The 24,273-nt window shown below is 73.6% G+C and carries 24 protein-coding genes; 4 read left to right on the forward strand and 20 right to left on the reverse strand.

The window, feature by feature from the left end; genetic code table 11:
- Positions 1–2: 2 nt before the first annotated feature.
- The 4 genes from JTN19_RS00635 to JTN19_RS00650 all read right to left on the reverse strand — a co-directional run bounded on the left by JTN19_RS00635 (position 3) and on the right by JTN19_RS00650 (position 4,145).
- Positions 3–473 (reverse strand): hypothetical protein, encoded by a 471-nt coding sequence (locus JTN19_RS00635; protein WP_206928979.1) that lies wholly within the window; start codon positions 471–473, stop codon positions 3–5.
- Complete coding sequence (locus JTN19_RS00640) at positions 466–1,548, reverse strand: ferritin-like protein (RefSeq protein WP_206928981.1); 1,083 nt, start codon at positions 1,546–1,548, stop codon at positions 466–468. The genes JTN19_RS00635 and JTN19_RS00640 overlap by 8 nt, the downstream gene beginning before the upstream one ends.
- Positions 1,545–3,434 (reverse strand): GMC family oxidoreductase, encoded by a 1,890-nt coding sequence (locus JTN19_RS00645; protein ID WP_206928983.1) that lies wholly within the window; start codon positions 3,432–3,434, stop codon positions 1,545–1,547. The genes JTN19_RS00640 and JTN19_RS00645 overlap by 4 nt, the downstream gene beginning before the upstream one ends.
- A gap of 234 nt (positions 3,435–3,668) precedes the next feature.
- Positions 3,669–4,145, reverse strand: a complete 477-nt coding sequence (locus tag JTN19_RS00650; RefSeq protein ID WP_206928984.1) for an Lrp/AsnC family transcriptional regulator — start codon at positions 4,143–4,145, stop codon at positions 3,669–3,671.
- Between the two features lie 116 nt (positions 4,146–4,261).
- Here JTN19_RS00650 and hppD point away from each other — a divergent pair, with 116 nt between their 5' ends.
- Together hppD and JTN19_RS20300 are read left to right on the forward strand one after the other, a co-directional pair.
- Positions 4,262–5,353 (forward strand): 4-hydroxyphenylpyruvate dioxygenase, encoded by a 1,092-nt coding sequence (gene hppD / locus JTN19_RS00655; RefSeq protein ID WP_206928986.1) that lies wholly within the window; start codon positions 4,262–4,264, stop codon positions 5,351–5,353.
- 144 nt (positions 5,354–5,497) lie between these two features.
- The gene (locus JTN19_RS20300) at positions 5,498–7,201 is read left to right on the forward strand and encodes a methyl-accepting chemotaxis protein (protein ID WP_206928988.1); all 1,704 of its coding nucleotides are present in this window, start codon (positions 5,498–5,500) and stop codon (positions 7,199–7,201) included.
- 5 nt (positions 7,202–7,206) lie between these two features.
- On the opposite strand, the gene JTN19_RS00665 is transcribed toward JTN19_RS20300, so the two are convergent.
- The 6 genes from JTN19_RS00665 to cobA are packed head-to-tail and all read right to left on the reverse strand — an operon-like array spanning position 7,207 to position 12,230.
- Entirely contained in the window at positions 7,207–7,737 is a 531-nt protein-coding gene (locus JTN19_RS00665; RefSeq protein ID WP_206928990.1) for a histidine phosphatase family protein, read from the reverse strand.
- 2 nt (positions 7,738–7,739) lie between these two features.
- On the reverse strand, positions 7,740–8,492 hold the full coding sequence (locus JTN19_RS00670; protein ID WP_206928992.1) for an adenosylcobinamide-GDP ribazoletransferase: 753 nt from the start codon (positions 8,490–8,492) through the stop codon (positions 7,740–7,742).
- Positions 8,492–9,490 (reverse strand): nicotinate-nucleotide--dimethylbenzimidazole phosphoribosyltransferase, encoded by a 999-nt coding sequence (cobT, locus tag JTN19_RS00675; RefSeq protein ID WP_206928995.1) that lies wholly within the window; start codon positions 9,488–9,490, stop codon positions 8,492–8,494. The genes JTN19_RS00670 and cobT overlap by 1 nt, the downstream gene beginning before the upstream one ends.
- The gene (bluB, locus tag JTN19_RS00680) at positions 9,490–10,131 is read right to left on the reverse strand and encodes a 5,6-dimethylbenzimidazole synthase (protein ID WP_206929004.1); all 642 of its coding nucleotides are present in this window, start codon (positions 10,129–10,131) and stop codon (positions 9,490–9,492) included. Before bluB ends, cobT begins: the two co-directional genes overlap by 1 nt.
- Complete coding sequence (locus tag JTN19_RS00685) at positions 10,125–11,441, reverse strand: cobyrinate a,c-diamide synthase (RefSeq protein ID WP_206929006.1); 1,317 nt, start codon at positions 11,439–11,441, stop codon at positions 10,125–10,127. Before JTN19_RS00685 ends, bluB begins: the two co-directional genes overlap by 7 nt.
- Positions 11,442–12,230, reverse strand: coding sequence for a uroporphyrinogen-III C-methyltransferase (cobA, locus tag JTN19_RS00690; RefSeq protein ID WP_340643247.1), 789 nt, complete (start codon positions 12,228–12,230; stop codon positions 11,442–11,444).
- Between the two features lie 44 nt (positions 12,231–12,274).
- Here cobA and JTN19_RS00695 point away from each other — a divergent pair, with 44 nt between their 5' ends.
- Complete coding sequence (locus JTN19_RS00695) at positions 12,275–13,375, forward strand: cobalt-precorrin-5B (C(1))-methyltransferase (protein WP_206929008.1); 1,101 nt, start codon at positions 12,275–12,277, stop codon at positions 13,373–13,375.
- On the opposite strand, the gene cobM is transcribed toward JTN19_RS00695, so the two are convergent.
- Genes cobM through cbiE form a run of 3 tightly spaced genes read right to left on the reverse strand, consistent with a single transcriptional unit; the run spans position 13,342 to position 15,703 of the window.
- Positions 13,342–14,106 (reverse strand): precorrin-4 C(11)-methyltransferase, encoded by a 765-nt coding sequence (cobM, locus tag JTN19_RS00700; RefSeq protein WP_206929010.1) that lies wholly within the window; start codon positions 14,104–14,106, stop codon positions 13,342–13,344. The genes JTN19_RS00695 and cobM overlap by 34 nt on opposite strands.
- On the reverse strand, positions 14,103–14,504 hold the full coding sequence (locus tag JTN19_RS00705; protein WP_242530731.1) for a cobalamin biosynthesis protein: 402 nt from the start codon (positions 14,502–14,504) through the stop codon (positions 14,103–14,105). The genes cobM and JTN19_RS00705 overlap by 4 nt, the downstream gene beginning before the upstream one ends.
- On the reverse strand, positions 14,483–15,703 hold the full coding sequence (gene cbiE / locus JTN19_RS00710) for a precorrin-6y C5,15-methyltransferase (decarboxylating) subunit CbiE (RefSeq protein ID WP_206929012.1): 1,221 nt from the start codon (positions 15,701–15,703) through the stop codon (positions 14,483–14,485). Before cbiE ends, JTN19_RS00705 begins: the two co-directional genes overlap by 22 nt.
- Between cbiE and JTN19_RS00715 the strand changes: the two genes are divergently transcribed.
- Complete coding sequence (locus JTN19_RS00715) at positions 15,702–16,460, forward strand: cobalt-precorrin-6A reductase (RefSeq protein WP_206929014.1); 759 nt, start codon at positions 15,702–15,704, stop codon at positions 16,458–16,460. The genes cbiE and JTN19_RS00715 overlap by 2 nt on opposite strands.
- On the opposite strand, the gene JTN19_RS00720 is transcribed toward JTN19_RS00715, so the two are convergent.
- Genes JTN19_RS00720 through JTN19_RS00750 form a run of 7 tightly spaced genes read right to left on the reverse strand, consistent with a single transcriptional unit; the run spans position 16,433 to position 24,269 of the window.
- A complete protein-coding gene (locus JTN19_RS00720) occupies positions 16,433–17,188 on the reverse strand; it encodes a precorrin-3B C(17)-methyltransferase (RefSeq protein ID WP_206929016.1) in 756 nt (251 codons plus the stop codon). The two genes, JTN19_RS00715 and JTN19_RS00720, sit on opposite strands and share 28 nt — an antisense overlap.
- Positions 17,185–17,904, reverse strand: coding sequence for a precorrin-2 C(20)-methyltransferase (locus tag JTN19_RS00725; RefSeq protein WP_206929025.1), 720 nt, complete (start codon positions 17,902–17,904; stop codon positions 17,185–17,187). The genes JTN19_RS00720 and JTN19_RS00725 overlap by 4 nt, the downstream gene beginning before the upstream one ends.
- The gene (locus JTN19_RS00730) at positions 17,901–18,527 is read right to left on the reverse strand and encodes a precorrin-8X methylmutase (RefSeq protein WP_206929028.1); all 627 of its coding nucleotides are present in this window, start codon (positions 18,525–18,527) and stop codon (positions 17,901–17,903) included. The genes JTN19_RS00725 and JTN19_RS00730 overlap by 4 nt, the downstream gene beginning before the upstream one ends.
- The gene (locus tag JTN19_RS00735) at positions 18,520–19,608 is read right to left on the reverse strand and encodes a hypothetical protein (protein ID WP_206929030.1); all 1,089 of its coding nucleotides are present in this window, start codon (positions 19,606–19,608) and stop codon (positions 18,520–18,522) included. Before JTN19_RS00735 ends, JTN19_RS00730 begins: the two co-directional genes overlap by 8 nt.
- Positions 19,608–22,850, reverse strand: a complete 3,243-nt coding sequence (gene cobN / locus JTN19_RS00740) for a cobaltochelatase subunit CobN (protein WP_206929032.1) — start codon at positions 22,848–22,850, stop codon at positions 19,608–19,610. The genes JTN19_RS00735 and cobN overlap by 1 nt, the downstream gene beginning before the upstream one ends.
- 4 nt (positions 22,851–22,854) lie before the next feature.
- Positions 22,855–23,898, reverse strand: a complete 1,044-nt coding sequence (gene cobW / locus JTN19_RS00745; protein WP_206929034.1) for a cobalamin biosynthesis protein CobW — start codon at positions 23,896–23,898, stop codon at positions 22,855–22,857.
- A complete protein-coding gene (locus JTN19_RS00750; RefSeq protein WP_206929036.1) occupies positions 23,895–24,269 on the reverse strand; it encodes a DUF1636 family protein in 375 nt (124 codons plus the stop codon). The genes cobW and JTN19_RS00750 overlap by 4 nt, the downstream gene beginning before the upstream one ends.
- Positions 24,270–24,273 lie beyond the last annotated feature (4 nt).

Below are 24,273 nucleotides of genomic sequence, written 5' to 3' on the forward strand. Positions count from 1 at the left end.
GCTCAGCCAGGCGCGATGCGCGGCGGCATGGCCCACATGCCATAGCCCGCCGGTTTCGCGCCCGCCGGGTTGGCGCCGATGGCGGGCCAGAGCAGCCCCTCCGTGTAGGAGATGGGCGAAACCACATGGTCATGGTCGCGCGGGGATTGCCCATGCGCCTCGCGCCAGGGCTTCGGCAGCTGGTACCAGCTGCCGACATACCACATGCGGATGATGTTGCGCGCGACAGGCCCCAGGCGGTCGTCGCTCATGATGAGGCGGCGCAGCTCCGCCTCGTGCTTCGCCGCATCACCGCCGGCCGAGGCGCGCGCCTCATCGGCCGCCAGCAGCAGGTCGCGCATCACGCCCTCCCCCACGATGCCGGTCGCGGTGGCGAGATAGGCCTCCGCCTGGCCCGTGCCGCGCAGGCGGTGGCCGGTGAAGCCGGTCAGCGCCGCGGAGAGCGCCAGGAAGCCATCGAGCATGTCAGCCATGGGGGATCTCATAGGTGGGGGCCGCGTGGGTGCCATCGCCGAGCGGCTGGCGCATGATCTGGTAGTAAAGCTCCTTGAGCTGGAACATGCCGCCCACCGCCTCGACGAACAGCGCCGGTTCGCCCTGGAAGGCGCGGGTCAGCAGAGAGAGGAAGTCGCCATAGGCGCGGTTGAACTCCTCCGCGCCCTGGCGCAGCGCGGAGCCTTCCGGGAAATCCGCGATCCGCGCATTGGCCTTGATGGGGAACACCGCGTCCCAGTCCACCGCCACCTCGCGCCCGGTGGGCCGGCCACGCGCATCGCCCTTCTGGTAGTAGCGGCCGAGCAGGAGCTGCTCGAAGCGGTAGTAATGCGCGATCTCGCCCTCATAGTCGAAGATGTTGTCGGTAACGCCCTCGCCCTGCTCCGAGATGAGCCGGATGGCGGCCTTGGCGGAAGCCAGGTCCGTCACCGCCATCAGCCCGCCGCCTGCGGAATAGTAGTATTCGGGCCCGATCTGCCGCGCGGGGTCGCCGCTGAACAGCGCATCGCCCATCTCGGCATGCAGGCGCTCGAGGCCTTCCTCGATGGCCTGGTAGAATTCACCGATGCTGTAGAAATGCTCTTCCTCGTTGCCGGGGACGTGGCGGGCGCGGAGCGCCGTGCCGTGGCGCTTGTGGCCATTGTGGTGGGCGCGCTTGCGCCCCTTGTGGATGGTGTCCACGCCAGGCGTCGCGCCCTGGGCGGGGCGTTCGATCTTCAGGAAGGTCTCGATGGCGGCACGGCTGAAGGCCTGGCAATCCACCTGGAAGTCCGTCTCCCCATCAGGCAGGTAGGCCGGGTAGAGGGGCACGAAGCCCGGCACCGTCATGTCGGGCGTGCCGCCCACCGCGTTCAGGATGTTCCCGGCCAAGGTCAGGTGCAGCATCTCCTCCACCGCCACCGCGCGGAGGATGTGGAAGGCCTCCGTGTTGGTGCCGGGCTTGATGGAATAGAGCGCGTTCAGATAGGGCGGAATCGTCGCATGCTCGAGCTGCATGGCGGCTTCGAGGTGCCGGTGCAGCCCGGCCTTGTCGGTGATCTTCGTCAGGCTCACGCGCGGGCTCCCGTGGTCGCGGCGGCGGGCGCGTGCGTGCCGAGCCCGGCCAGGATGGCCTCGGCCGTGCGGAAACACAGCGCCGCCAGCGTCAAGGTGGTGTTGGCGGTGCCGATGCTGGCCATGGAGCCGGCGCCGGCGAGGTAGAGATTCGGGTGGTCCCAGCTGCGTTGCGTGGAATCCACCACGCTGTCCCGCGCGCTGGTGCCCATGATGTGCGTGCCGGCCCAATGGTTGCCGCCGCGCAGCACATAGCCCTCGCCACCATGGCTGACATAGCCGGGCGCGAGCGGGTCGTAATGCGTGTGGTCCTCGGCACCGAGGCGCTGGAAGATGCGGCGTGACAGCCGGCGGGAGAAGGCGGCCGTCTCCAGCGTGTAGGGCGTGGCGCCAAAGGAGATGACGGGGCGCGGATTGCCCATCTGGTCCACCCAGCGCGGGTCCACCGAGACGCGGTTGCTCTCGTCCGGCAGCACCTCGATCATGCAATCGAGCAGGAATTGCCGCGAGACGCGGTCAATCAGCCCCTGGCGCAACGCGGCGCCGAAGCGGTTCTCGTGCTCGACCAGATGTTCCAGATCCGAATAGGGCGAGCCGGTGGCCCAGCCCCAGCCATCATTGTGGATGGAATAGCGCACCGCGGCCTGGTGGCGGCGATAGGCGCCGGTGCGGATGTCCTCGATGCCGGCCGTGCAGATGGGCCCGCGCAGCGCCCCCGCGGGCTTGGGCATCAGCGCCCAGGTCAGCAGGTACATGTGGTCCATCAGGTTGCGGCCCACGCGGTTGCTGCTGCCCGGCAGGTCGGAGGCCAGCATCAGCCGGGCGTTCTCGACCGCGTTCGCCGCGAGTACGAAGACCTTGGCGCGCACATGGCCGACGCGGTGGCCGGGCGCGTCGGGGTCGTCATAGGTCTTGAATTCGAGCTGCGACACCTGGCCCGTCGCGCCATCCACCTCCAGCCGCGAGGCGACGGTCCAGGCAAGGAGCTGGACATTGTCTGTCTCCAGCGCGGCGTAGAGGGTGCGGCGGGCGTCGTATTTCGCCTGCACCGGGCAGATGGGCACGCAGTTGGTGTTGCCCTGGCAGCGCTCGCCCTTGTCTTCCTGGTGGGTGCTGACGGCGCCCACGGGCTTGTAGCCCCGCCCCTCGTCATAGGCGGGGTTGGGCACGCCGTTGCGCGCCTGCGGCGTGGAACGGACCTTCAGCGGGAAGGTCTCGCCCGCCAGCGTCACCTCCATGCCATCGAGGTCCCGCGCGATCATGCGGTCGAGGTAGGAGAGCGGCATCTTCCGCATGGGCAGCACATAGCCCGGCCCGAAATCGAGCCCGCCATATTGCTGGTCCTCGACATCGCCGGCGACACCCAGTTCGCGCTCGGCCGCGCGGTAATGGGCATCGAGGTCATTATAGGCCAGCGGCCAGTCGCGCCCCTGGCCGAAGAGGGAACGCATGCGGAAGTCATCGGGCAGCATCCTGAGCGCCTTGCCCTCCCAGTGGCGGGTCGTGCCGCCCAGGACGCGGGTGTAGGTGCTGTCAATCTCGAGCGGCCCCATCTGCACCAGGTAGCCATCCGTGTTGGAGGCGCCCGGCGGCAGCTTGCGCGTCTCGTAGTCGCGCGGCATGGGCGCGTTGCGCGGATTGGCATAGGCCGAGTTGTTGTCCTTGCGCTGCGACCCGTAGAAGCGCTGCACGCTCTCCTCGTAGTCGGCGACGGTGATCTCGTTGCCGGAACCGGCTTCCAGCACCAGCACCCGGCAACCCCGCGCGCCCAGCTGCTTCGCGATCACCGCGCCGCTGACGCCGGAGCCCACGATGACCACGTCGAATTCCTGCCCCGCCACCGCTTCGAAGCTGGTCAGCGCGGGGTCCTTGCCTGATGTCGTCATCGTGATCCTTCAGGGGCTGGGCCCGCCGGAAGGGCGGGCCTGGCGGTGAGCGATGGGCAGGCGCGCGGCGTGGCCGCCACAGGCACCAAGCTGGGGCCAGGGAGGTTAATGTCCAGTATCGGCCAGCGCGTCACGGTTTTTGCGGGGAGATTGCGTCGCGTTTCCTCAAGCGTGCCGATGGCACGAGAAAATGCTCGCCGTAGCACCCGGGCGCTGTCAACCGGAACTTGAACTTCAGGTCGGCACTTCCGCTGGCGGCTTGAGCGTGGCCAGCACGAAGGCCGAGCGCGTCTCCTTCACCCCCGGCATCCGCAGCAGGGCGCGCGTGGCGAAGTCGCCGAAGGCCTCCATGTCGGGCGCCAGCACGTGGAGCAGGTAGTCCATCTCGCCGGACATGGTGTAGGCGGCCAGCACCTCGGGCCGGGCGGCCAGCGCGGTGTGGAAGCGCTCCACCACCTCCTCCGCATGGCTTTGCAGCGCGACCTGCACGAAGGCCTGCAAGGGCAGCCCCACCCGCGCCGCGTCCACGCGGGCGGCATAGCCCTGGATGACGCCCGCCTCCTCCAGCCGCCGGACCCGCCGCTGGCAGGGCGTGGGCGAGAGCCCGACCCGTTCGGCCAGCTCCACGATGCTGGCCCGCCCGTCGCGCTGGAGGGCCGCCAGGATGCGCCGGTCGGTGGCGTCCAGCGGAATGGTGGGGTTTTTCGCCATGCGAAGGCCCTTTCGTGGCGAATCTCCGCCATCAGCACCGCAATATGGCATGGAGAAAGGCGAAAAACCCTCCCCCCGCTTCGCTAGACAGGGCGGGAAACCCCAAGGAAATGCCCATGGACATCCCCCCCGACCGCACCGCCCTCGCCGGCGTCGTCAGCGCCGAGAACCCGATGGGCACGGATGGCTTCGAATTCGTGGAATTCACGGGGCCGGACACCGAGCATCTGCGCCAGGTCTTCACCCGCATGGGCTTCACCGCCGTCGCGCGCCACCGCAGCAAGGACGTGACTCTGTGGCGCCAGGGCGACGTGAACTTCCTGCTCAACGCCGAGCCCGCGAGCTTCGCGCAATCCTTCGGCCGCGTGCATGGGCCCTCCGCCTGCGCCATGGCCTTCCGCGTGGCCGATGCGGCAGCCGCCTGGGACCGCGCCCTGACCCTGGGCGCCCGCCCCTTCCACGGCCGGGTGGGACCGATGGAGCTGAACATCCCGGCCATCGAGGGCATCGGCGGCTCGCTGATCTATTTCGTGGACCGCTACGGGCCGCGCGGCTCCATTTACGAGGTGGATTTCCGACCCATCGAAGGCGTGGACCCCAACCCCGCGGGCCAGGGTCTAACGGTGATTGATCACCTCACCCACAACGTCCATCGCGGGCGGATGGACGCCTGGGCCGGCTTCTATGAGCGCCTCTTCAACTTCCGCGAGATCCGCTACTTCGACATCGAGGGCAAGCTGACAGGCCTCAAGTCCAAGGCGATGACCAGCCCCTGCGGCCAGATCCGAATCCCGATCAATGAGAGCGCGGACGACAAGTCGCAGATCGAGGAATATCTCCGCGCCTATGGCGGCGAGGGCATCCAGCACATCGCCATGGGCACCACCGACATCCATGCGAGCGTGGAGGGGCTGCGCGCCCAGGGCGTGGGCTTCCTCGACACGCCCGACACCTATTACGAATTGCTGCCCCAGCGCCTGCCGGACACGGGCGAGGACATCGCGCGGCTGGCCGCCAACCGCATCCTGATGGATGGCTCGCCCTCCGGCGGGCGGCTGCTGCAGATCTTCACCCACACCGTCATTGGGCCGATCTTCTTCGAGATCATCCAGCGCAAGGGCGACCAGGGCTTCGGCGAGGGCAATTTCCGCGCCCTGTTCGAGAGCATCGAGCTGGACCAGGTGCGGCGCGGCGTGCTGGCGGGTTAAAAAGAACGTAAGGTTGCGGCGCCGGCCGCGAAGTTAATTCTCTTTTTATTGTGGGGGATGAGGTTCCCCGCGCGGCCACGGCCGCGCGGCCGAACCCCCATGGTTCCACCGCGCGGCCAGGGCCCTCCATCAGGGAACCTGCCCATGAATCTTCTGAACCGGCTCGGCAACCCCTCCATCAGCCGCAAGCTTGGCATTGCCTTCTCCGTCGTCATACTCGCCGCCACCGTCGCGGGCGCGGTGACCTGGTTTCGCCTCGCGGATATCGAATCCGCGACGAATTGGAACCGCCACACCTACCGTGTGCTCGCCCAGGCCGATCGCCTGGTGGGTGCCATGGTGGACCAGGAGACGGGGGTGCGCGGGCACTTGCTGAACGGCGACCGCGCCTTCCTCGAACCCTTCGAGGCGGGGCGGCGGGGCTATGCCGACGCGATGGCCACCCTCCGCCGCCTCACCGCCGACAACCCGGCTCAGCAGGCGCGGCTCGACGAACTCGACCGCGCGGCGCGCAGCTGGACCGAGGGTCATGCCGGCCGACAGATCGCCCTGATGGCACGTGGGGACGAGGCCTCACGCCGCGAGGCGCGCCGCATGGAGGAAGAGGGCGCGGGCAAGGCCGCGATGGACGCGGTGCGCGCCAAGGCCGAGGAAATCGCCTCGCTGGAACGCCGGCTGCTGGATGAGCGCAGCACCGCCGCCACCGCCTCCTTTGGCGAGGCACGCCTCGCCCTGATGCTGGGCACGGGTCTCGCGGCGCTCTTCGCGCTGCTGGCCGGCCTCTCGCTGGCGCGCGGCATTGCCCGGCCGGTGTCGCAACTGTCCGGCCAGGTGGCTCGCATTGCGGAGGGCGACCTCGCGGTGGAAGTGACCGGCACGGCCACGCGCGACGAGATCGGCACGCTGGCCCGCGCCGTGGCGGTGCTGAAGGAAAATTCGGCGCGAGCCCGCGCGCTGGAGGCCGAGGCCGAAGCCACGCGCCTTCGCAGCGAGGAGGAGCGTCGCGCCGCGCAGCGCGCCATGGCGGTCGAGCTGGAGCGCACCGTGGGCGGCGTGAGCACGACGCTGGCCGGCGCCGCGACCGAGTTGCAGGCCACGGTGGACAGCCTGGCGGGCCTCGCGAACCGCACCTCCGAGCAGGCCAGCGCCTCGGCCGAGGGCGCCACCCAGGCCAGCACCAACGTCCAGGCGGTGGCCACGGCGGCCGAGCAGATGGCCTCCTCCGTCGCGGAGATCACGCGACAGGTGGCCGAGGCGGCCTCGGTGGCACAGCAGGCCTCGGACGAGGCACGGGCCACGGACGGCACCATGCGCACGCTGGCCGAGGCGGCGAGCCGCATCGGCGAGGTGGTGCGGCTGATCGGGGACATCGCGGGCCAGACGAACCTGCTGGCGCTCAATGCCACCATCGAGGCGGCCCGTGCCGGCGAGGCCGGCAAGGGCTTCGCCGTGGTCGCCAGCGAAGTGAAGAGCCTGGCCGGCCAGACCGCCAAGGCGACCGAGGAGATCGCGCGCCAGATCGCGGAAATGCAGGGCGCGACGGGCCACGCGGTGGAAGCGATCAAGACCATCGGCGTCACCATCGAACGCTCCAGCGAGATCGCGGCCGCCATCGCCGCGGCGGTGGAGGAACAAGGCGCGGCCACGCGCGAGATCGCGCGCAATGTGGGCGAGGCCGCGGCGGGCACGGGCGCGGTGTCCCAGCAGGTCGAGCGGGTGAACGAGGGCATCAGCGAGACGACGGGCGCCCTGCAGGAACTTCGCACGGGTGCCGAGGGCGTGGCCCGCCAGGGCGAGATGCTCCAGGCCGAGGTTGGTCGGTTGGTGGCGCGCCTGCAAGCGGCGTAGCGGGGTCAGCCGGGCAGGCGCACCGCCTCGCCCAGCGCCGGCACCAGGGCGAGCCAGCCGCGCACCGGCTGGCCCGCGAGCCGCCCGCGCAAGGCGGCCACCGGCCCGCCATGGGTGACGGCCAGCACGCCCTCCCGCGGGGGCAGCGCGTCGAACCAGGCCTCGATCCGCGCGGCAAGTTCCATGGTGGTCTCGCCGCCGCCGGGACGGAAGCTGTCGGGGGCTTCGATCATGCCCATCATCGCGTCGCCATGGGCGTCATAAATCGCGTCCCAAGACTGGCCTTCCCAGTCGCCAAAGTGGCGCTCGGCGAGGGCGGGGACGATGTCCAGCGGCAGGCCGAGGCGTCGGGCCAGCAGCCCCCCCAGGAAGCGCGCGCGCCGCAGCGGCGAAGCCTGCACCCGTGTGATGCCCGTGCCCTCCAGCGTCGCGGCCAGATGGCGCGCCGCCGCCCGGCCCTCGGCCGAAAGCCCCGCATCGCTCGCGCCATAACAGCGCCCGCGCCAATGCGCCGCCACCTCCGTGTGGCGCAGCATGATCACCACGCGGCGAAACCCAGCGGCACCAGCACCAGCCCGGCGCAGGCGGCGGCCCCCATGGCATCGCCATTGGCCCCGCCCAGCCGGCGCAGCAGCAGGGCGCGATACCAGAGGAAGAAGGCGCCAGCGCCCAGCAGGGCCAGTCCCATCCCGGCGGGCGAGAGCCAGGCCCCCACCGCCAGCACCGGCAACGCCAGCAGCAGGGCCAGGGCAAAGCGCCGCCCGTCCATGGCACCGGCCACGCTGCCACCCAGCCCCGGCAGGGCGGGCACGCGCCAGATCACCGCCAGCATCAGCAGCCGCGCCACGGCGCCGGCCACCACCAGCACCAGCCCGGCGCGCCAGGGGTCGTCCTGCGCCACCAGGGCCGCCACGCGCAGCGCCACGGCGAAAACCAGCGCCAGCGCCCCGAAGGCGCCGATGGCGCTGTCCTTCATGATGCGGAGCACCTCCTCGGGCGTGCGGCCACCGCCCAGCCCGTCGCAGAGATCGGCCAGCGCGTCCTCGTGCAGGCCGCGCCCCAGCCAGGCGTCGAAAGCCAGCGCCAGCAGCACCGCGAGATAGAGCGGAAAGACCTGCGCCGCGCCCAGCAGCACCAGCGCGGTCAGGCCCGCCAACAGCGCGCCCGCCAGCGGGAAGAACATCAGCGCGCGCGGGAGGTCGCGGCCAAAGCGGGCCATGTCCTCGCCCGGCAGGGAGAGGCGGCTCAGGAAGCGCAGCGCCAGCGCCGCGGGCTGCACCCAGTCGCGCATCAGCCGCCCGTGACTTCCGCCAGCGTCGCCACCTCGGTCAGCAGCGCCGCGGCGGCGTCCAGCAGCGGCAGCAGCAGGGCGGCCCCGCTGCCCTCGCCCAGGCGCAACTCCCAGTCGAGGAAGGGTTCGAGGCCCAGCGTTGCCAACATGCGCGCATGGCCGGGCTCGGCGCCGACATGCGCGGCGATGGCGCCCTCCAGTGCGCCGGGCGCGAGGCGCTGCGCCACCAGGGCGGCCGCGCCCACGATCAGCCCGTCCAGCACCACGGTCAGGCGCCGCCGGCTGCCCTCCGTGATGCAGCCCGCGAGTGCCGCGATCTCATAACCGCACAGCCCGGCAATGGCGGCGCGGAGGTCATGTTCGGCCCGCGCCCGCACCACGGCGGCGGCGACCACGGCGCGCTTGCGGGACAGGCTTTCCGGGCTGGCGCCCGCGCCGGGGCCGACCATGGCCTCCGGCGCCTCTCCCGTCAGCAGCGCGCCCAGGGCGGCGGCGGCGGTGGTGTTGCCGATGCCCATCTCGCCCAACGCCAGCACGGCGATGTCCTGCGCGGCGGCCTGCTCCGCCACCCGCGCGCCGAGCGCCCAGGCGGCGTCGAATTCGGCCACCGACATGGCGGGCCCATGCGCCAGGCTCGCCGTCCCGCGCCCCACCCGCGCGTCCAGGAAGCCCGGCCCCGGCGCGATGCCCTCGGCGAGCGAGCCCGCATCCACCAGCAGGAACTCCGCGCCGGCGGCGCGGGCCAGCGCGCTGGCCGAGGAACGGCCCTCGCGCATCAGCCGCATCATCGCGCCCGTGACGGTGGAGGGCCAGAGCCCGACCCCATCGGCCACCACGCCATGATCACCCGCGAAGATGACCAGGCGACGCGGGCGCGTGCGGGGGTCGAGCCGCCCCTGCGTTGCCGCGAGGCGCAGCGCCAGGCGCTCCAGCTTGCCCAGGCTGCCGGGCGGCTTGGCGAGCGCGTCCAGGCGGGCCTGGGCTTCGGGGAAGGACATCAGCGCGTCTCCAGCACGGCGGCGAGGCCCTGGCGCTGCTCCCAGCCCGCCACGGCCAGCTCGGGCTCCTCGCCCGCCGCCTCGGGCCAGCCCAGCACCAGGTAGGCCACAAGCTCGGCGCCCGACGGCACGTCCAGGATGGCCTCGGCCACCGCCGGCCGCAGGATGGAAATCCAGCCCAGGCCCAGCCCCTCCACCCGCGCCGCCAGCCAGAGGGTGTGGATGGCGCAGACCACCGAATCGCGCAGCGTCGCCGGCTGGGTCTGGCGGCCGAGACCGTGGCCCGCCACGGGGTCGCGCGCGGCACAGACAGCCAGATGGATGGGAGCCTCGCGCAGCCCCTCCAGCTTCAGCGCGGCATAGCGGGACGCCTGCTCGCCGGCATAGATCCGTGCGGCCTCGGCGTTGCTGGCCTCGAACTCGCGACGGATGGCGGCGCGACGGTCAGGGCTTTCCACCAGCAGGAAACGCCAGGGCTGGGACAGGCCCACCGAGGGGGCCAGGGTCGCCATCTCCAGCAGCCGCGTGACCAGGGCGGGCGGCACGGGGTCGGGCCGGAAGCGCCGCACGTCGCGCCGCCAGCGCAGCAGTTCCGCGAAGCCGTCCCGGAAGGCGGGGGTCTCGAAGGCGCGCGTCAGCATGGGGGCGCCTCCTCCGCGATCATGTGGAAGAAGCTGCCCGAGACGTGGCCGCGCCGCCCGCCGGCCGGGCCGAGGTCGCGGCCCTCGCCATCCTGGAGCGTGGCGAAAGGGGCGTCGGTGCCGGGGTTGGCCTCGGTCGCGTAGTGGAATTCATGGCCGCGCAGATGCTGCCCGGCCGCGCCCAGCGCCCCATCCGCCAGCAGCCGCGCGCGCCGGTAGCCCAGGTGGAGCTTCCGCGTGGCAAAGCTGGTGGCGTGGCCGAGCAGCCCTGTCATGGCATGGGTGGTGCCGGCCGCGTCGGTCAGCGCCTGGCCGAGCACCATGTAGCCGCCGCACTCGCCATGCACCGGCCGCGTCGCGGCGAAAGCGGCGAGGCCCGCGCGGAAACGGGCGGCGGCGGCCAGCCGGCCGGCATGCAGTTCCGGGTAGCCGCCGGGCAGCCAGCAGGCATCGCAATCGGCGGGCGGCGCCTCGTCCGCCAGGGGCGAAAAAGGAAAAACCTCCGCCCCCGCCGCGCGCCACCCCGCCAGCACATGCCCATAGACGAAAGTGAAGGCTGCATCCCGCGCGAGCGCGATGCGCTGGCCGGGCGGGCGTAGCGCCACAGCCCGGCCGGGGTGCAGCCGCACCGGCTGCGCGGCGGCCAGGATGCCGTCCAGGTCGAGATGCGCCTCGGCCATGGCGGCCAGCCGCGACAGCGCCTCGGCCAGGGCCGGGTGTTCCTCGGCCTGGACGAGGCCCAGATGGCGCTCCGGCAAACCGGGCGGCGCGTCCTTGGGAATGCCCCCCAGCACGGGAATGCCGAGCGGCGCCATCGCCTCCTCCACCAGGCGCCGGTGGCGCGGGCTACCCAGGCGGTTCAGCACCACGCCCGCGATCCGCACGGCGGGGTCATGGGTGGCGAAGCCGCGCAGCAGGGCGGCAGCGGTCTGCGCCTGCCCGCCCACATCCAGCACCAGCAGCACGGGCAGCCCGTGCCGCGCGCAGAGGTCGGCGGCGGAACCGCGCTGTCCCTCCGGCCCCGGGATGCCGTCGAACAGGCCCATGGCGCCCTCGGCCAGCAGCAGGTCGGCGCCTTGGGCGGCCTCGGCCAGCAGGGCATCGCGCAGCGCCTCCGGCATGGCCCAGCTGTCGAGGTTCATCCCCGGACGGCCGGTGGCGGCGGCGTGGAAGCCCGTGTCGATGTAGTCCGGCCCGATCTTGGCCGCGCGCACTGCCACGCCCCGCGCGGCCAGGGCCGCCAGCAGCCCCAGCGTCACCGTGGTCTTGCCCGCGCCGGAGCGCGGGGCGGCGATGACCAGGCCGCGCATTCAGGCGAGCAACCTGCCGGCATGCGCCAGCAGGCGCTCGCGCACCGCCACGATGGCGCCGATGCCGATGATGGCGGGCGAGGGAATGTCCATCTCCGCCAGCGCATCCAGCCGCGTGACGATCACGGACTGGTCGGGCGTGGTCGCGCCCACCACCACGGCGGCGGGCGTGGCGGGCGGCAGTCCGCCCTCCAGCAGCGCCGCCACGATGGCGGGCAGCGTGCGGGTGGCCATGTAGAGCAGGATGGGCTGGCCCGTGCGCGCCAGCGCCGCCCAGTCCGGCGCCTGGGAGGTGTCGGCCGCGTGGCCGGTGGCGAGGATGATGGCCTGGTTGGTCTCGCGCATCGTGGCCGGGATGCTGGCCGCCGTCATGGCGGCGAGGCCCGAGGTCAGGCCCGGCAGCACGCGGAAGGGGATGCCGGCCTCGGCCAGCGCCACCGCCTCCTCGCCGCCCCGGCCGAAGACGAAGGGGTCGCCGCCCTTGAGGCGCAGCACGCGGCGGCCGGCGCGGGCCTCGGCCACCAGCATGGACGTGATCTCGGCTTGGCGGGCCGAGGGGCGGCCGCCGCGCTTGCCCACGAAGACGAGATCGGCGCCGGGGCGGGCGAGCGCCAGCACCTCGGGCTCGATCAGCGCGTCATGGATGATGACATCGGCCTGGCCCAGCGCGCCCAGCACCTCCAGCGTCAGCAGGTTCGGGTCGCCGGGGCCGGCGCCGGCCAGCCAGACCTCGCCCGGCGCCATGACGGGGCCGCGGGCGAGCAGCGCGGCAAGGGCGTCGGCGCTCACGGCGGGCCTATCGCGGGGCAGGGCGCCGCGCTACCGAAGCCGCCATGGATGAGGGCAAGACGCTGCGCCGCGGCTGGACCACGGGCGCCTGTGCCACGGCCGCGGCCAAGGCCGCCTATGCCGCGCTGCTGCATGGCGAATTCCCCGACCCCGTGACCATCCGCCTGCCCGGCGGCGAGACCCCCGCCTTCGCCTTGGCCCGCGCCGAGCGCGTGGAGGGCGGCGCGCTGGCCGCCGTGGTGAAGGATGCGGGGGATGACCCCGACGTGACCCATGGCGCGCTGATCCTGGTGACGGTGCGGCCATTGGCGCAGGGCGCGGGGCTGCGCTTCAAGGCGGGCCCCGGCGTGGGCACCATCACCCGCCCTGGCCTGCCGCTGCCGCCCGGGGAGCCCGCCATCAACCCGGGCCCCCGCGCCATGATCCGCGCGGCGCTGGAGGAGGTCTCGCCCGACCCTGACGCCGAGGTGGAAATCTCCATCGCCGATGGCGAGAGGCTGGCCGAACGCACGCTGAACGGAAGGCTCGGCATCCTGGGCGGGCTGTCGGTGCTGGGCACCACGGGCATCGTCATCCCTTATTCCTGCGCTGCCTGGATCGATTCCATCCATCGCGGCGTGGATGTGGCCCGGGCCATGGGCATCGGGCATGTGGCGGGCAGCACGGGCAGCGCGTCGGAGGCGGCGGTGCAGAAGCTGCACGGCCTGCCGGATGTGGCGCTGATCGAGATGGGCGATTTCGTGGGCGGCATGCTGAAATACCTCCGCCGCCACCCCATCCCGCGCGTCACCGTGGCGGGCGGGGTCGCCAAGATGACCAAGCTGGCGCAAGGGCGGCTCGACCTGCATTCCAAGCGGGGCGAGGCGGATCTGGCCGCACTCGGCGCTCTGCTGCCCGGTGCGGACCTGGCCGCGCGCATCGCCGCCGCGAACACCGTGGCCGAGGCCTTCCAGATCGCGGAGCAAGCCGGCCAGCCGCTGGGCGACGCCATCGCCGCCCGCGCCTGGGCGGTGGCCGCGGAGGCGTTGCATCCCGCGCCGACTGAGCTGGAAATCGTGGTCTTCGACCGCACCGGCCGGATGGTGGGGCGGGCGGATTTCGCGACAGTGGCTCACAGCCCCTCCCTGCCCCTGAAGCGGCGCTGATAGTCAGGCGCGTAGAGGGCGCTCTCGCGAAAATCCTCGGGCGCGAGCGCCGGCCCCACCAGGATCAGCGCGGTGCGCTCCACCCCCGCCGCCGCGACCTGGGGCGCGATGTCCGCGAGGGTTCCGCGAAACACCTGCTCATCAGGCCAGGAGGCACGGACCACCACGGCGGCGGGGCAATCCGCGCCATAGAAGGGCAGCAACTCCTCCACGATACGCGCCAGTTGCGGCACGGCCAGATGGATGGCGAGCGTGGCCCCGGTGGCCGCGAAGGCGGCGAGCTTCTCGCCCTCCGGCATGGGCGAGGCCCGGCCCGGCATCCGCGTCAGCACCACCGATTGCGCCAGCGCCGGCACCGTCAGCTCCCGCCCCAATACCGCCGCGGCGGCGGCGAAGGCCGGCACGCCGGGGGTGAGGCTGACGGGAATGCCCCGCGCCTCCAGCCGCCGCTTCTGCTCGGCGATGGCGGAATAGATCGAGAGGTCCCCGGAATGCAGCCGCGCCACGTCCTGCCCCGCTTCGTGGGCGGTCACGCATTCAGCCTCGATCTCGTCGAGGCTGAGGGGCGCCGTGTCCACCAGCCGCGCATCGGGCGGGCAATGGACCAGCATCTCGCGCGGGATGATCGAGCCCGCGTAGAGGCAGACGGGGCAAGTGGCCAGGATGTCGCGCCCACGCAGCGTCAGCAGGTCGGCGGCCCCAGGGCCGGCGCCGATGAAGTGGACGGTCATGGCCGGGCCTCCGCCAAGGCGCAGGTGGCGGCGCGGCCGGCGGCGACGCGGGGGCCGAGCAGCCGGGCCCCCTCCCCCGCCCCGGCCAGCGCCGCCGCCTCGGCCAAGGAGGGCAGGCCTGTCGCGTCCAGCGCGCGGGCCGATCGGGTCAGGCAGCGGGGCGCGGCGGCGTGCAGCGCGGCCTCGGGCAGGGCGCGCAGTTCCAGGCCGAGGGTCGCGGCCGCCTCCCGCAGCCCGGCTTCTCCTGCCTTGGCCACACTGGTGGCGAGCGCGGCCAGCGCCGCGCGCTCCCGCCCCGCCACGGCCAGGGCGGCCGCGATGGCGGCCAGCACATCCTCTGCCGCCGCCCCACGCCGGCAGCCAAGCCCCGCCACCATCATGGCTTGCGCCAGACCCATTGGGTCACGGGCATCGCCGCGCGCCAGCCCGTCATGGACCCCACCGCCTCGGCGCGGGCCAGGTTGATCCGCAGCATCTCGCCGCCCAGCGCGGCGTGACGGGCCAGGAGAAGGGCCTCGGTCTCCAGCGTCACGGCATGGGCCGCGAAGACGCCACCGGGCTTGAGGGCGGCCAACGCCGCATCGAACACGCCGGGGTCATTGGCGCCACCGCCCAGGAAGATGGCGTCCGGGGCGGGCAAGCCGGTGAAGGCGGTGGGCGCCTCGCCCACCACCAGGCGCAGGCCGGGCACGCCCAGCGCCGCGGCGTTGGCGGCGGCGCGGGCCGCGCGGTCTTCCCGCGCCTCGATGCCGATGGCGCGGCAGGCGGGGTGGGCCAGCATCCATTCGATGCCGATGGAGCCGGCCCCCGCGCCCACATCCCAAAGCAGCCCGCCCGGGAAGGGCCGCAGGGCGGAGAGGGCCAGCGCCCGCGCCTCCCGCTTCGTGAGTTGCCCGTCATGCGCGAACAGGGCATCCGGCAGGCCAGGCGCACGCGGCAGCCAAGTGGCATCCGGCGCCGCCACCACCTCCACGGCCAGGGTGTTGAGCGGATGCAGCGCCGCCAGGGCGAAGCCCGCCGCGCTGGCGGTGCGGAGGCGCTCCTCCGGTCCGCCCAGCGCCTCCAGCAGCGTGAGGCGGCTGTCGCCGAAGCCCGAACCCGCCAGCAGGGCGGCGATGGCGGCGGGCGCCTCGGCACCGCTGGTCAGCAGGATCAGCCGCGCGCCCGGGTGCAGATGCGGGCGCAGCAGAGCGATGTCGCGCCCGTGCAGGGAAAGCGTCGTCGCCTCCGCCAGCGGCCAGCCCAGCCGCGCGGCGGCGAGGCTGGCGGCGGAGGCCTGCGGGAACACCCGCGCCTCATGGGCCGGGATCTCGCGCAGCAGGCTGGCGCCGGCGCCGTGCCACATGGGGTCGCCCGAGGCCAGCACGGCCACGCGCTGCCCGCGCAGGGCCAGCACGGGGGCGATGCTGAAGGGCGAGGGCCAGGGCCGCGCCTCACCCGTGATCCCTCCGGACGCGAGGCGCAGATGCCGCGCGCCGCCAAAGACGGTCTCCGCCCCGGCGAGCGCCGCGAGCGCCGCCGTGCCCAGCCCGGCCAGCCCGTCCTCGCCGATGCCGATGATGGACAACCAGGGCGCGGCGCGCGAAGCCTCATCCATGCGACCCCACCTCCTGCTGCTGGGCGGCACCACCGAGGCGCGGCTCCTGGCCGAACGCCTCTCCGCGCGCGGCGATCTCGACGTGACCCTCTCGCTGGCCGGGCGCACCCAAAGCCCGCTGGCCATGCCAGTGCCGGTGCGCGTGGGCGGCTTCGGCGGGGCGGAGGGGCTGGAGGCCTGGCTGCGCGAACACCGCGTGGCGGCGCTGCTGGACGCGACGCACCCCTATGCCGCGCGCATTTCGGCCAACGCGGCGCTGGCCGCGCGGCGGGCGGGCGTGCCCCTGCTGTGCCTGGCGCGCCCCGCCTGGGTGCCGGAGCGCGGCGATGACTGGCGCCCGGTGGCCGATGTGGCCGCCGCCTGCGAGGCACTTGGCACGGCACCCCGCCGCGTCTTCCTGGCGCTGGGGCGGCAGGAGGTGGCGGGCTTCGCCACGGCACCCCAGCACCGCTACCTGATCCGCAGCGTGGACCCCATCACGCCGCCCCCGCCCATGCCGCATGTCACCGCCATTACCGCGCGCGGCCCCTTCACGCTGGAGGAGGAGGCGCTTCTGCTGGACGCGCACCGCATCGAGGTCATCGTCTGCAAGAACAGCGGCGGCACGGCGAGCCACGCCAAGCTGCTGGCCGCCCGGGCGCGCGGCCTGCCCGTGCTGATGCTGCAACGCCCCGCGCCGCCCGATGTGCCACGGGTGACGAATGTGGCGGCCGCGCTGGACTGGCTGTCTCATGCGCTGAAGCTGCGCGGCGTATAGGCCAGCGGCGGCAGGCCGGGGCGCGGCACCACCCGCGTCTGCCGCGTGCCGATGAGGATGCAGCTCGCCATGCTGGCGGGCTGGGCCGCGGCCTCCGCGAGCGGCGTGATCACCACCTGCTCCGCCGCGCGCGCCACGGCGTGGCCGAAGATGACCGGCACCTCGGGCGGCAGATGGCGCGCCACACAGGCGAAGGCGGCGCTGAGCTGCCAAGGCCGCGCCCGGCTGATGGGGTTGTAGAGCGCGATGGCGAAGCCCGCCCCGGCGGCGGCGGCCAGGCGCTGCTCCACCACCTCCCAGGGCTTGAGGTTGTCCGAGAGCGAGATGGCACAGAAATCATGCCCGAGCGGCGCGCCGGCCCGCGCCGCCAGGGCCAGCATGGCGGTGATGCCGGGATGGACCCGCACCTCCAACGTGCGCCACTCCGGCTTGCCATGCTCGATGGCCTCGCACACGGCGGCCGCCATGGCGAAGACGCCGGGGTCGCCGCCCGTCACCATGGCCACGTGCGCGCCTGCGCTGGCCGCGTCGAGCGCGGCGACGGCGCGGTCCATCTCCTCGCGGTTGTCGCTGGCGTGCCGGGCCTGGCCGGGCTGCGGCGGCACGCGGTCGAGATAGGGGCCATAGCCGTAGAGCGCCTGCGCCGCCTCCAGCACGGCGCTGACGGCGGGCGTCACCAGCGCGGCATCACCGGGACCGATGCCCACCACGTCCAGCCGCCCGCTCATCGCGCCCAGCCGGGCACGAGGATGAGCGAAAAATAGGGCGCGGGCGCCTCGTCGCGTTCCGCGAGGCGCAGCACGCGCTGCGCGGGCGTGCCCACGCGCTCGGCATAGAAGGCCGCGTCCAGCCGCCCGGCGCGGCCAAGTGCGGCCCGCACACGCGGCAGGTTGCGGCCGAGCTTCATGATGATGGCGGCCTCGGTGCCCCGCAGGCGCTGGGTCAGCGCATCCTCGTCCAGCGTGCCTTGCAGAACCGTGAGTACGTCATCGCCCTGCGCGATGGGAAGCCCGGCCAGCGCCCAGGCGCCGGACATGGCGGTGATGCCGGGCACCACCTCGGTCGGGAAGCGGTGCGCCAGCCGCACATGGAGGTGCATGTAGGAGCCGTAGAACAGCGCATCCCCCTCGCTTGCCACCGCCACGTCGCGCCCGGCTTCGAGATAGGCCGCGATGTCGGCGGCGGCCGCATCGTGGAAGGCGTCGAGTGCCGCGCGATAGCCCGGATCGCTGCGCGGGATTTCCGTCGTCACCGGATAGAGCAAGGGCAGTTCCACCACCCCCGGCCGCAGCCGGTCCGCGATGATGGCGCGCGCGTTGCTCGGACTGCCCTGCTTCGCGAAATAGGCCACGACCGGCACGGCATCGAGCAGCCGCGCGGCCTTCAGCGTGAGCAATTCCGGGTCGCCGGGGCCGAGGCCCAGCCCATAGAGGCGCCCCGTCACAGCCCGGGCCTCGCCAGCGCGTTCAGCGCCGCCGCCGCCATGGCGCTGCCGCCCATGCGCCCGCGCACCACGGCCCAGGGGATGCCGTGCGGCGCGGCCATCAGCGCTTCCTTGGATTCGGCCGCGCCCACGAAGCCCACCGGCATGCCGATGATGGCGGCGGGGCGCGGCGCGCCGGCCTCCAGCATGTCCAGCAGGTGGAACAGCGCGGTGGGCGCATTGCCGATGACGACGACGCTGCCCGCCAGGTGCGGCTCCCACAGCGCCATGGCGGCGACGGAGCGCGTGTTGCCGATGCGCGCCGCCATCTCCGGCACGCGCGGGTCACGCAGGGTGCAGATCACCTCATTGTCGGCGGGCAGGCGCGCGCGGGTGACGCCGCGCGCCACCATCTCGGCATCGCAGAGGATGGCGGCACCGGCCTGCAACGCGGCACGCCCGGCGGCGACGAAGCCGGGCGCGAAGGCGAAATGCGCCGCGGCCTCGACCAGCCCGCAGGCATGGATCATGCGGACCGCGATGTCCTCCTCCTCCGCCGCGAAGCGCGAGAGGTCCGCCTCGGCGCGGATGATGGCGAAGGATCGCTCGTAAATCGCGGCACCGTCGCGGATGTAGTCATGCATGGGCGGCGAACTCCCGCGCCAGCACGGCGCGCGCATCCTGAGGGTCGAGCATCTCGGCCACTGTGTCGCCCGCCCGCCCACGCCGGATCAAGCCCAGCCCCCGCGACGTGCCGACCAGCGCGCGGGTGGCGGCGCGGGGGTGCGCGCAGCCCTTGGCGCAGCCCGAGACGTGCAGCAGCGCGCCCGGCGGCACCAGCGGCGCCAGCGTCGCGGCCAGGCCGCGGGTTTCCGTCAACGCCGCGGCACAGCCAGGCGCGCCGGGGCAGGCGGCGACGCGGCGGCGCGGGTCGGCCGGGTCGGTGATGAAGCCCAGCGTGGCGGCGTGGCGGCGCAGGGCGTCGGCGTCGGGCACGCCGATGGCGAGCAGGGCGCGGCCGGGCGCGCCGCGCAGGGCCCGGGCGCCGCTGGCCCGCGCGAAGGCGATGAGGGTCTCGGCGTCCACCCGCCCGAAGGGCAGGCCCAGGCCCAGTGCCACACCGTCCCGCAGCCTGTGCAGGCCGATGGGTTCTGGCGGCGGCCCGGCCGTGCCGGCCATCGGCTGGCGCCTGGGCTCGCGCGCCATCACGCGCAGCAGGTCCAGCGCGGCGGCGAAGGCGGTGTCATCCTCGCCCGCATCCCGCCATTCGCCGCCACGGCCCAGCCGCCAGCCCTCCGGCCGCGCGACAAGGCGCAGGTCGGCCGTCTCGGCCGCCAAATGCAGGGCGCCGCCGCCATCCACCAGAACCGTGGCCTTGGGCGGCAGGCCTGGCGGCGCGGCGGCGGCGAGCCCCGTGGCGAGCGGGCGGGGGTCGCGGGTTTCGTCGAGCGCCTCGCCCGCCAGCGGCGAAGTCATCACCAGCGCGCCGCGCGGCCACTCCGCCGGCACGAGTTGCGCGGCCAGGTCCAGCGTCTCGGCGCGCAGTCCGCGCAGCTGCACGCTGCCGCGCGCGGTGATGTCCAGCAGCCCGTTGCCCGCGCGCTGGGCCGCCTCGGCCAGCGCCACCCAGGCCTCGGGCGGCATGGCGGCGGGCGGCAGGCGGGCGAGCAGACCATCGCCCGTCTCCATGGGTGCCGCGAGGCTCGGGCAGGCACCGCGGCGCATCAGCCAGGCTCCGTCAGCAGGGCGAGTTCGGCCGGCGTGGCGTTGCGGCGCGGGTGCCAGAGGCCGCGCCGCAGCGCATCGGAGAGGCGCAGCGCGATGGCGCGCGCGGCGGCCGGGTTTTCGCGGCGCAGGAAATCGCGCACCGCCGCATCCCGCACATAGGCGGCGTGGATGCGGTCCAGCAGGGTGCCGTCCACGGCGTTCGTGGTCTCGGCGAAGGCCACCAGCCGGTCCACCGTCTCGGCCAGTTCGGAGGCGCCGCGCGGGCCGTGGCGCATCTGGCCCGCGATGAAACGCGGATCCACCGCGCGGCCCATCACCAGCCGGCGCAGCGCCGCCTCCAGCGGGCGGGCGCGCGGGCGGGCGGGGTCGGTCGTGTCCAGCGTGATCAGCGCGGGAGTGGCTCCCAATGCCGCCGCCGCGGCCGCGAAGCCGCCGAGGTGCGCGACATCGGCGCCGCCCTGCAACAGGTCCCGCCCCGGATCGTCGCCCGCGTGCAGCAGCGCGTCCGCCTGTGCCACGCGCGCGGCGAAGCCAGCATCGGGTTCCGCCTCGCCGCCCGCGCCGCCATAGCGGTGCGAGGCGGCGGCGAGGTAGGCGCGGCCCAGCTCCTCGCGCGCGGTCCAGTCGCCGGAAGAAAGCGCCTCCTCCACCCCCGCGCCATAGGCGCCGGGCGCCGCGCCGAAGATGCGGGCGAGCGGTTCGCCCGCGCGGCGCGCAGCGGCCAGCGGGTTTTCCTCGGCACTCTCGTCGCGCGCGGCGACCGCCCGCACGGCGGCGTCCAGCAGCGCGATCTGCGCCGGAAACAGGTCACGGAACAGGCCGGAGATGCGCCAAGTCACGTCCACCCGCGCGCGGCCCAGTGCGGCGGGGGGCTGCACCTCGATGCCGGTGACGCGGCCGGTGGCGGCCTCCCAGACCGGGGTGCAGCCCAGCAGGGCCAGTCCCTGGGCGATCTCCTCGCCGCCGGTGCGAAGCGTGGCGCTGCCCCAGAGGTCCAGCACCAGGCGGCGTGGCATCTCGCCATGTTCCTGCGCGTAGAGACGCAGCGCCTCGGCGGCCGCGAGGCGCCCGAGTTCCATGGCCGTCGGCGTGGGCAGGCCGCGCGGATCGGTGGTGGCGAGGTTGCGGCCCGTGGGCATCACATCGCGCCGTCCGCGCGCGGGGGCGCCAGCGGGGCCGGGCGGAATGTGCCGGGCGTCAAGGGCAGCCAGCAGCCCCGCGCGCTCGGCCTCTGCGCAGGCGGCGCGTTCGGCATCGGCGCCGGGGGCGGCGCGGCCATAGACATGCAGCCCGTCCTGCAATGCCAGTTCCTTCACATCGCACATCCAGGCGTCCAGCGCGCGCAGGCGTTCATCGGCATCGTCCGGCAGGGCGGGCAGCGTCGGCACCGAAGCGGCCTTCTGCTGGATGAGCTGTGCGAGGCGTTCGCGGCGGCGGCGGTCCATGCCATCGGCGGCCGCGAATTCGTCGAGCAGCCGGTCGAGGTCGTGCAGTTCCGGTGCGAGGCCAGGCGTGGTGAGCGGCGGCGGCAGATGGCCCAGCGTGACGGCGGCGATGCGCCGCTTGGCCTGGGCGGCCTCGCCCGGATTGCTGACGAGGAAGGGATAGACCACGGGCAGCGCGCCCAGCACGCGCTCGGGGAAGCAATCGGCGGTCAGCGCCACGGCCTTGCCTGGCAGCCATTCCAGCGTGCCATGGGCGCCCATGTGGATGACGGCGTGCACGTCGCGCGCCTGGCGCAGCCAGAGGCCGAAGGCGCGCAGCGCGTGGCGCGGCGGCAGGGCGGCGTCGTGATAGGTGGCTCGGCGGTCGCTAGCGCGTCCGCGATCGGGCGCCACGGCCAGCAGCATGTTGCCGCATTCGAGCGTGCGGAAGCGGAAGGCACCGTCGGCCACGTCGGCGTCGTCGGCGGGGGCGCCCCAGGCCTCGTCTGGCGCACTGGCGTATTCGGCGACGGGCCAGGCGGCGCGCGGCTCGGCCAGGGCGTCGAGCAGGGCGCGCGGCGTGGCCGGCGCGGTGCCCGTGTCGTAGCCGGCGGCGCGCAAATCCTCCAGCAGCGCCAGCACGCTGGACGGCACATCGAGCCCCACCGCATAGCCCGTGCGCCCGCCCGCGCCGGGGTAGTCGGGCAGCAGCACCGCCAGGCGCCGTTGCGCGGGCGGCGTTTCGCGCAGCCGCAGCAGCGCCGTGATGCGCGCGGCGAGTTGCGCCACGCGGTCGGGCTCGGCGCGGTTGATCTGGCGCGTGAAGCCCAGCTCCGGCGCGCTGGGTGCCACGTCCTTGAAGCCGATGGCGCCGCCCAGCACGCGTCCGTCCAGCTCCGGCAGCACGACATGCATGGCGAGGTCGGCGGCACCCAGCCCACGCGCGCCACCCTCCCAGGCCGCGCGCGCGGTGGTGGCGATGACGGCCTGGATCACCGGCACGCCGCTGGCGGCCAGCAAAGGCTGGCCCTGCCCCTCGGCGAAGGCCGTGCAGGAGACGATCAGCGCCGGGTTCAGCCGGGGCAGTTCGGCCCGCAGGAAGGCCACCGAATGCGGCTCCTTCAGGCTCGCCACGAAGATCGGCACCGGGGCCACGCCCTGCGCGGCCAGCGCCTCCGCCAGGGCGGTGACGGGCGCCATGTCCTCCGCCAGCCGCATGGAGCGGTAGAAGATGATAGGCACCACGGGGCGCGTGCCGTCGGGCGCGGGCCATTCCGCGCAGAAGCCGGCGGGCGGCAGGGCTTGGGCAGGCGCGGCCTCCAGCACCACCCCGCAATGTCCCGCCATGCGCCGCAGCACGCCGCGCAGCGCGGCCACCCCGCCCGCGCGGAACCCCTCCAGCAAGGCCGCGCATTCCTCGGCCGGCAGGGTGGACAGGGCGGGCAGGCGCGGGTCGGCGCGGTCCTCGCCCGGCAGCACGGCCAGCGCGATGCCGCGTGCGCGGCAGAACGCCGCCAGCTGCTCGGCGCCATAGCGCCACCAGTCGAGCCCCCCCAACAGCCGCAGCACGATGATGCGCGCCCCCGCCGCCGTGCGGTCCAGCCAGAGATCCACCGACATGGGGTGGCGCAACTCGCGCAACGGTACCAGGCGCAGCGCGGGCAGCACGTCCCGCTCCGCCTCCCATGCCGCGGCGAGGCCCGCCAGGTCGCTGTCGGTGAAGCTGAGCACCGCCATGGGCGCGGGCGGCTGGCGGAGATCGACAGGCTCCGCCTGCTCGTCCAGCGTCGCGGTGGAGGTGTTCAGCAGGTGCATGGCATCAGGGCGCGGCGAGCGCCTCGGCCACCGCGGCCGCGTCGAAGCCGTGCAGGCCGAGCACGACCAGCTGGCCAGAACGCGTCTCGCCTGGCGCCCAGGCGCGGTCGAAATGATGGCCGACACGCTGGCCCACGGCCTGCACCAGCAGCCGCATGGGCTTGCCGACAACGGCGGCGAAGCCCTTGGCGCGCAGCACGCCGGGCACGGCGCAGGCGGCGGCGACGCGCTGTGCCAGGGCGTTGGCATCGGTCACTTCGGGCAGCGGCAGGACCACGGAATCGAAATCCTCGTGGTCGTGGTCCTCCTCATTGTCGTGATGGGTGCGGCGGGCCTCGATCTCGGCCTCGGTGGCGAGGCCCAGGCCCAACAGCAGCGCGGGCGAGATGCGGCCCGACTGCGCCTCCAGCACGCCGATGGGCCGCGGCAGGGCGGCGCCCAGCGCCGCACGGGCGCGGGCCAGCCCGACCTCGTCCAGCAGGTCGGCCTTGGTCAGCACGATCAGGTCGGCGCAGGCCACCTGGTCCTCGAAGACCTCCTCCACCGGGTCATCATGGTCGAGCGAAGGGTCGGCGGCGCGTCGCGCGGCCAGCGCCGCCTCGTCATGCGCCACACGGCCTTCCGCAAGCGCGGCGCCATCCACCACCGCCACCACCCCATCCACCGTCACGCGCCCCTTGATGGCGGGCCAATGGAAGGCCTGCACCAGCGGCTTTGGGAGAGCGAGGCCCGAGGTCTCGATCAGGATGTGGTCCGGCCGCGGCTCGCGCGCCAGCAGCGCGTCCAGCGTGGGCACGAAGTCATCGGCCACGGTGCAGCAGATGCAGCCATTGGCGAGTTCCACGATATCGGCTTCCGCGCAGGCCTCCACGCCGCAGCCGCGCAGGATTTCGGCGTCCATGCCGATGTCGCCGAACTCGTTCACGATGACGGCGATGCGCCGCCCGCCCGGGTTCTCCAGCAGATGCCGGATCAGCGTGGTCTTTCCCGCGCCGAGGAAGCCCGTGACGATGGTGCAGGGGGTTTTGTCGAGGCTCTGGCCGCTCATGGCGCGCTCTCCGCGGGGGTGAAGTCGAAGGGGGGGATGCGCGCGATCATCTGGCGCTTCAGGATGTCGGGGCGGCCCTTCCAGGGCATGGTGCCGTCCTCGGAGGCGCCGAGCAGCGTGGCGCCCTCGTGCAGCGCCTCGGGCGAGGCGTCCACTTCCAGCTTCCCGAAGACGTAGCTCCAGCCGCCAGGCCGGACGAGCGCCGCCGAAGGGCCACGCGAACAATTGGACAGGCACTTCACGAATTGCACGCGGTGCGGGCCGGCCGCGGCCACGGCCTCGCCCAGGGCGGCGCCGGCGCGGGGGGCGTCGGGCGCATCGCCCTCGCGCTTGCAGCTCGTGCAGACGAAGATCACGACATCGGAGGACACGCGC

Source organism: Roseococcus thiosulfatophilus, assembly GCF_017311575.1.
GTDB classification, from domain to species: Bacteria; Pseudomonadota; Alphaproteobacteria; order Acetobacterales; family Acetobacteraceae; genus Roseococcus; species Roseococcus thiosulfatophilus.

Bases quoted from the DNA above. Each gene is read 5' to 3' on its own strand.
- JTN19_RS00685 (WP_206929006.1), bottom strand. From the start codon at position 11,441: ATGCGCGGCCTGGTCATCGCCGCCCCGCGCTCCGGCGCGGGCAAGACC.
- JTN19_RS00695 (WP_206929008.1), top strand. From the start codon at position 12,275: ATGGATGAGGGCAAGACGCTGCGCCGCGGCTGGACCACGGGCGCCTGT.
- cobT (WP_206928995.1), bottom strand. From the start codon at position 9,490: ATGTCCTTCCCCGAAGCCCAGGCCCGCCTGGACGCGCTCGCCAAGCCG.
- JTN19_RS00650 (WP_206928984.1), bottom strand. From the start codon at position 4,145: ATGGCGAAAAACCCCACCATTCCGCTGGACGCCACCGACCGGCGCATC.
- bluB (WP_206929004.1), bottom strand. From the start codon at position 10,131: ATGCTGACGCGCGCCTTCGAGACCCCCGCCTTCCGGGACGGCTTCGCG.
- cobM (WP_206929010.1), bottom strand. From the start codon at position 14,106: ATGACCGTCCACTTCATCGGCGCCGGCCCTGGGGCCGCCGACCTGCTG.
- JTN19_RS00730 (WP_206929028.1), bottom strand. From the start codon at position 18,527: ATGCATGACTACATCCGCGACGGTGCCGCGATTTACGAGCGATCCTTC.
- JTN19_RS00665 (WP_206928990.1), bottom strand. From the start codon at position 7,737: ATGCTGCGCCACACGGAGGTGGCGGCGCATTGGCGCGGGCGCTGTTAT.
- JTN19_RS00705 (WP_242530731.1), bottom strand. From the start codon at position 14,504: ATGGGTCTGGCGCAAGCCATGATGGTGGCGGGGCTTGGCTGCCGGCGT.
- cobW (WP_206929034.1), bottom strand. From the start codon at position 23,898: ATGAGCGGCCAGAGCCTCGACAAAACCCCCTGCACCATCGTCACGGGC.
- JTN19_RS00715 (WP_206929014.1), top strand. From the start codon at position 15,702: ATGCGACCCCACCTCCTGCTGCTGGGCGGCACCACCGAGGCGCGGCTC.
- JTN19_RS00670 (WP_206928992.1), bottom strand. From the start codon at position 8,492: ATGCGCGACTGGGTGCAGCCCGCGGCGCTGGCGCTGCGCTTCCTGAGC.
- hppD (WP_206928986.1), top strand. From the start codon at position 4,262: ATGGACATCCCCCCCGACCGCACCGCCCTCGCCGGCGTCGTCAGCGCC.
- cbiE (WP_206929012.1), bottom strand. From the start codon at position 15,703: ATGGATGAGGCTTCGCGCGCCGCGCCCTGGTTGTCCATCATCGGCATC.
- JTN19_RS00720 (WP_206929016.1), bottom strand. From the start codon at position 17,188: ATGAGCGGGCGGCTGGACGTGGTGGGCATCGGTCCCGGTGATGCCGCG.
- JTN19_RS00635 (WP_206928979.1), bottom strand. From the start codon at position 473: ATGGCTGACATGCTCGATGGCTTCCTGGCGCTCTCCGCGGCGCTGACC.
- JTN19_RS20300 (WP_206928988.1), top strand. From the start codon at position 5,498: ATGAATCTTCTGAACCGGCTCGGCAACCCCTCCATCAGCCGCAAGCTT.
- JTN19_RS00645 (WP_206928983.1), bottom strand. From the start codon at position 3,434: ATGACGACATCAGGCAAGGACCCCGCGCTGACCAGCTTCGAAGCGGTG.
- cobN (WP_206929032.1), bottom strand. From the start codon at position 22,850: ATGCACCTGCTGAACACCTCCACCGCGACGCTGGACGAGCAGGCGGAG.
- JTN19_RS00735 (WP_206929030.1), bottom strand. From the start codon at position 19,608: ATGCGCCGCGGTGCCTGCCCGAGCCTCGCGGCACCCATGGAGACGGGC.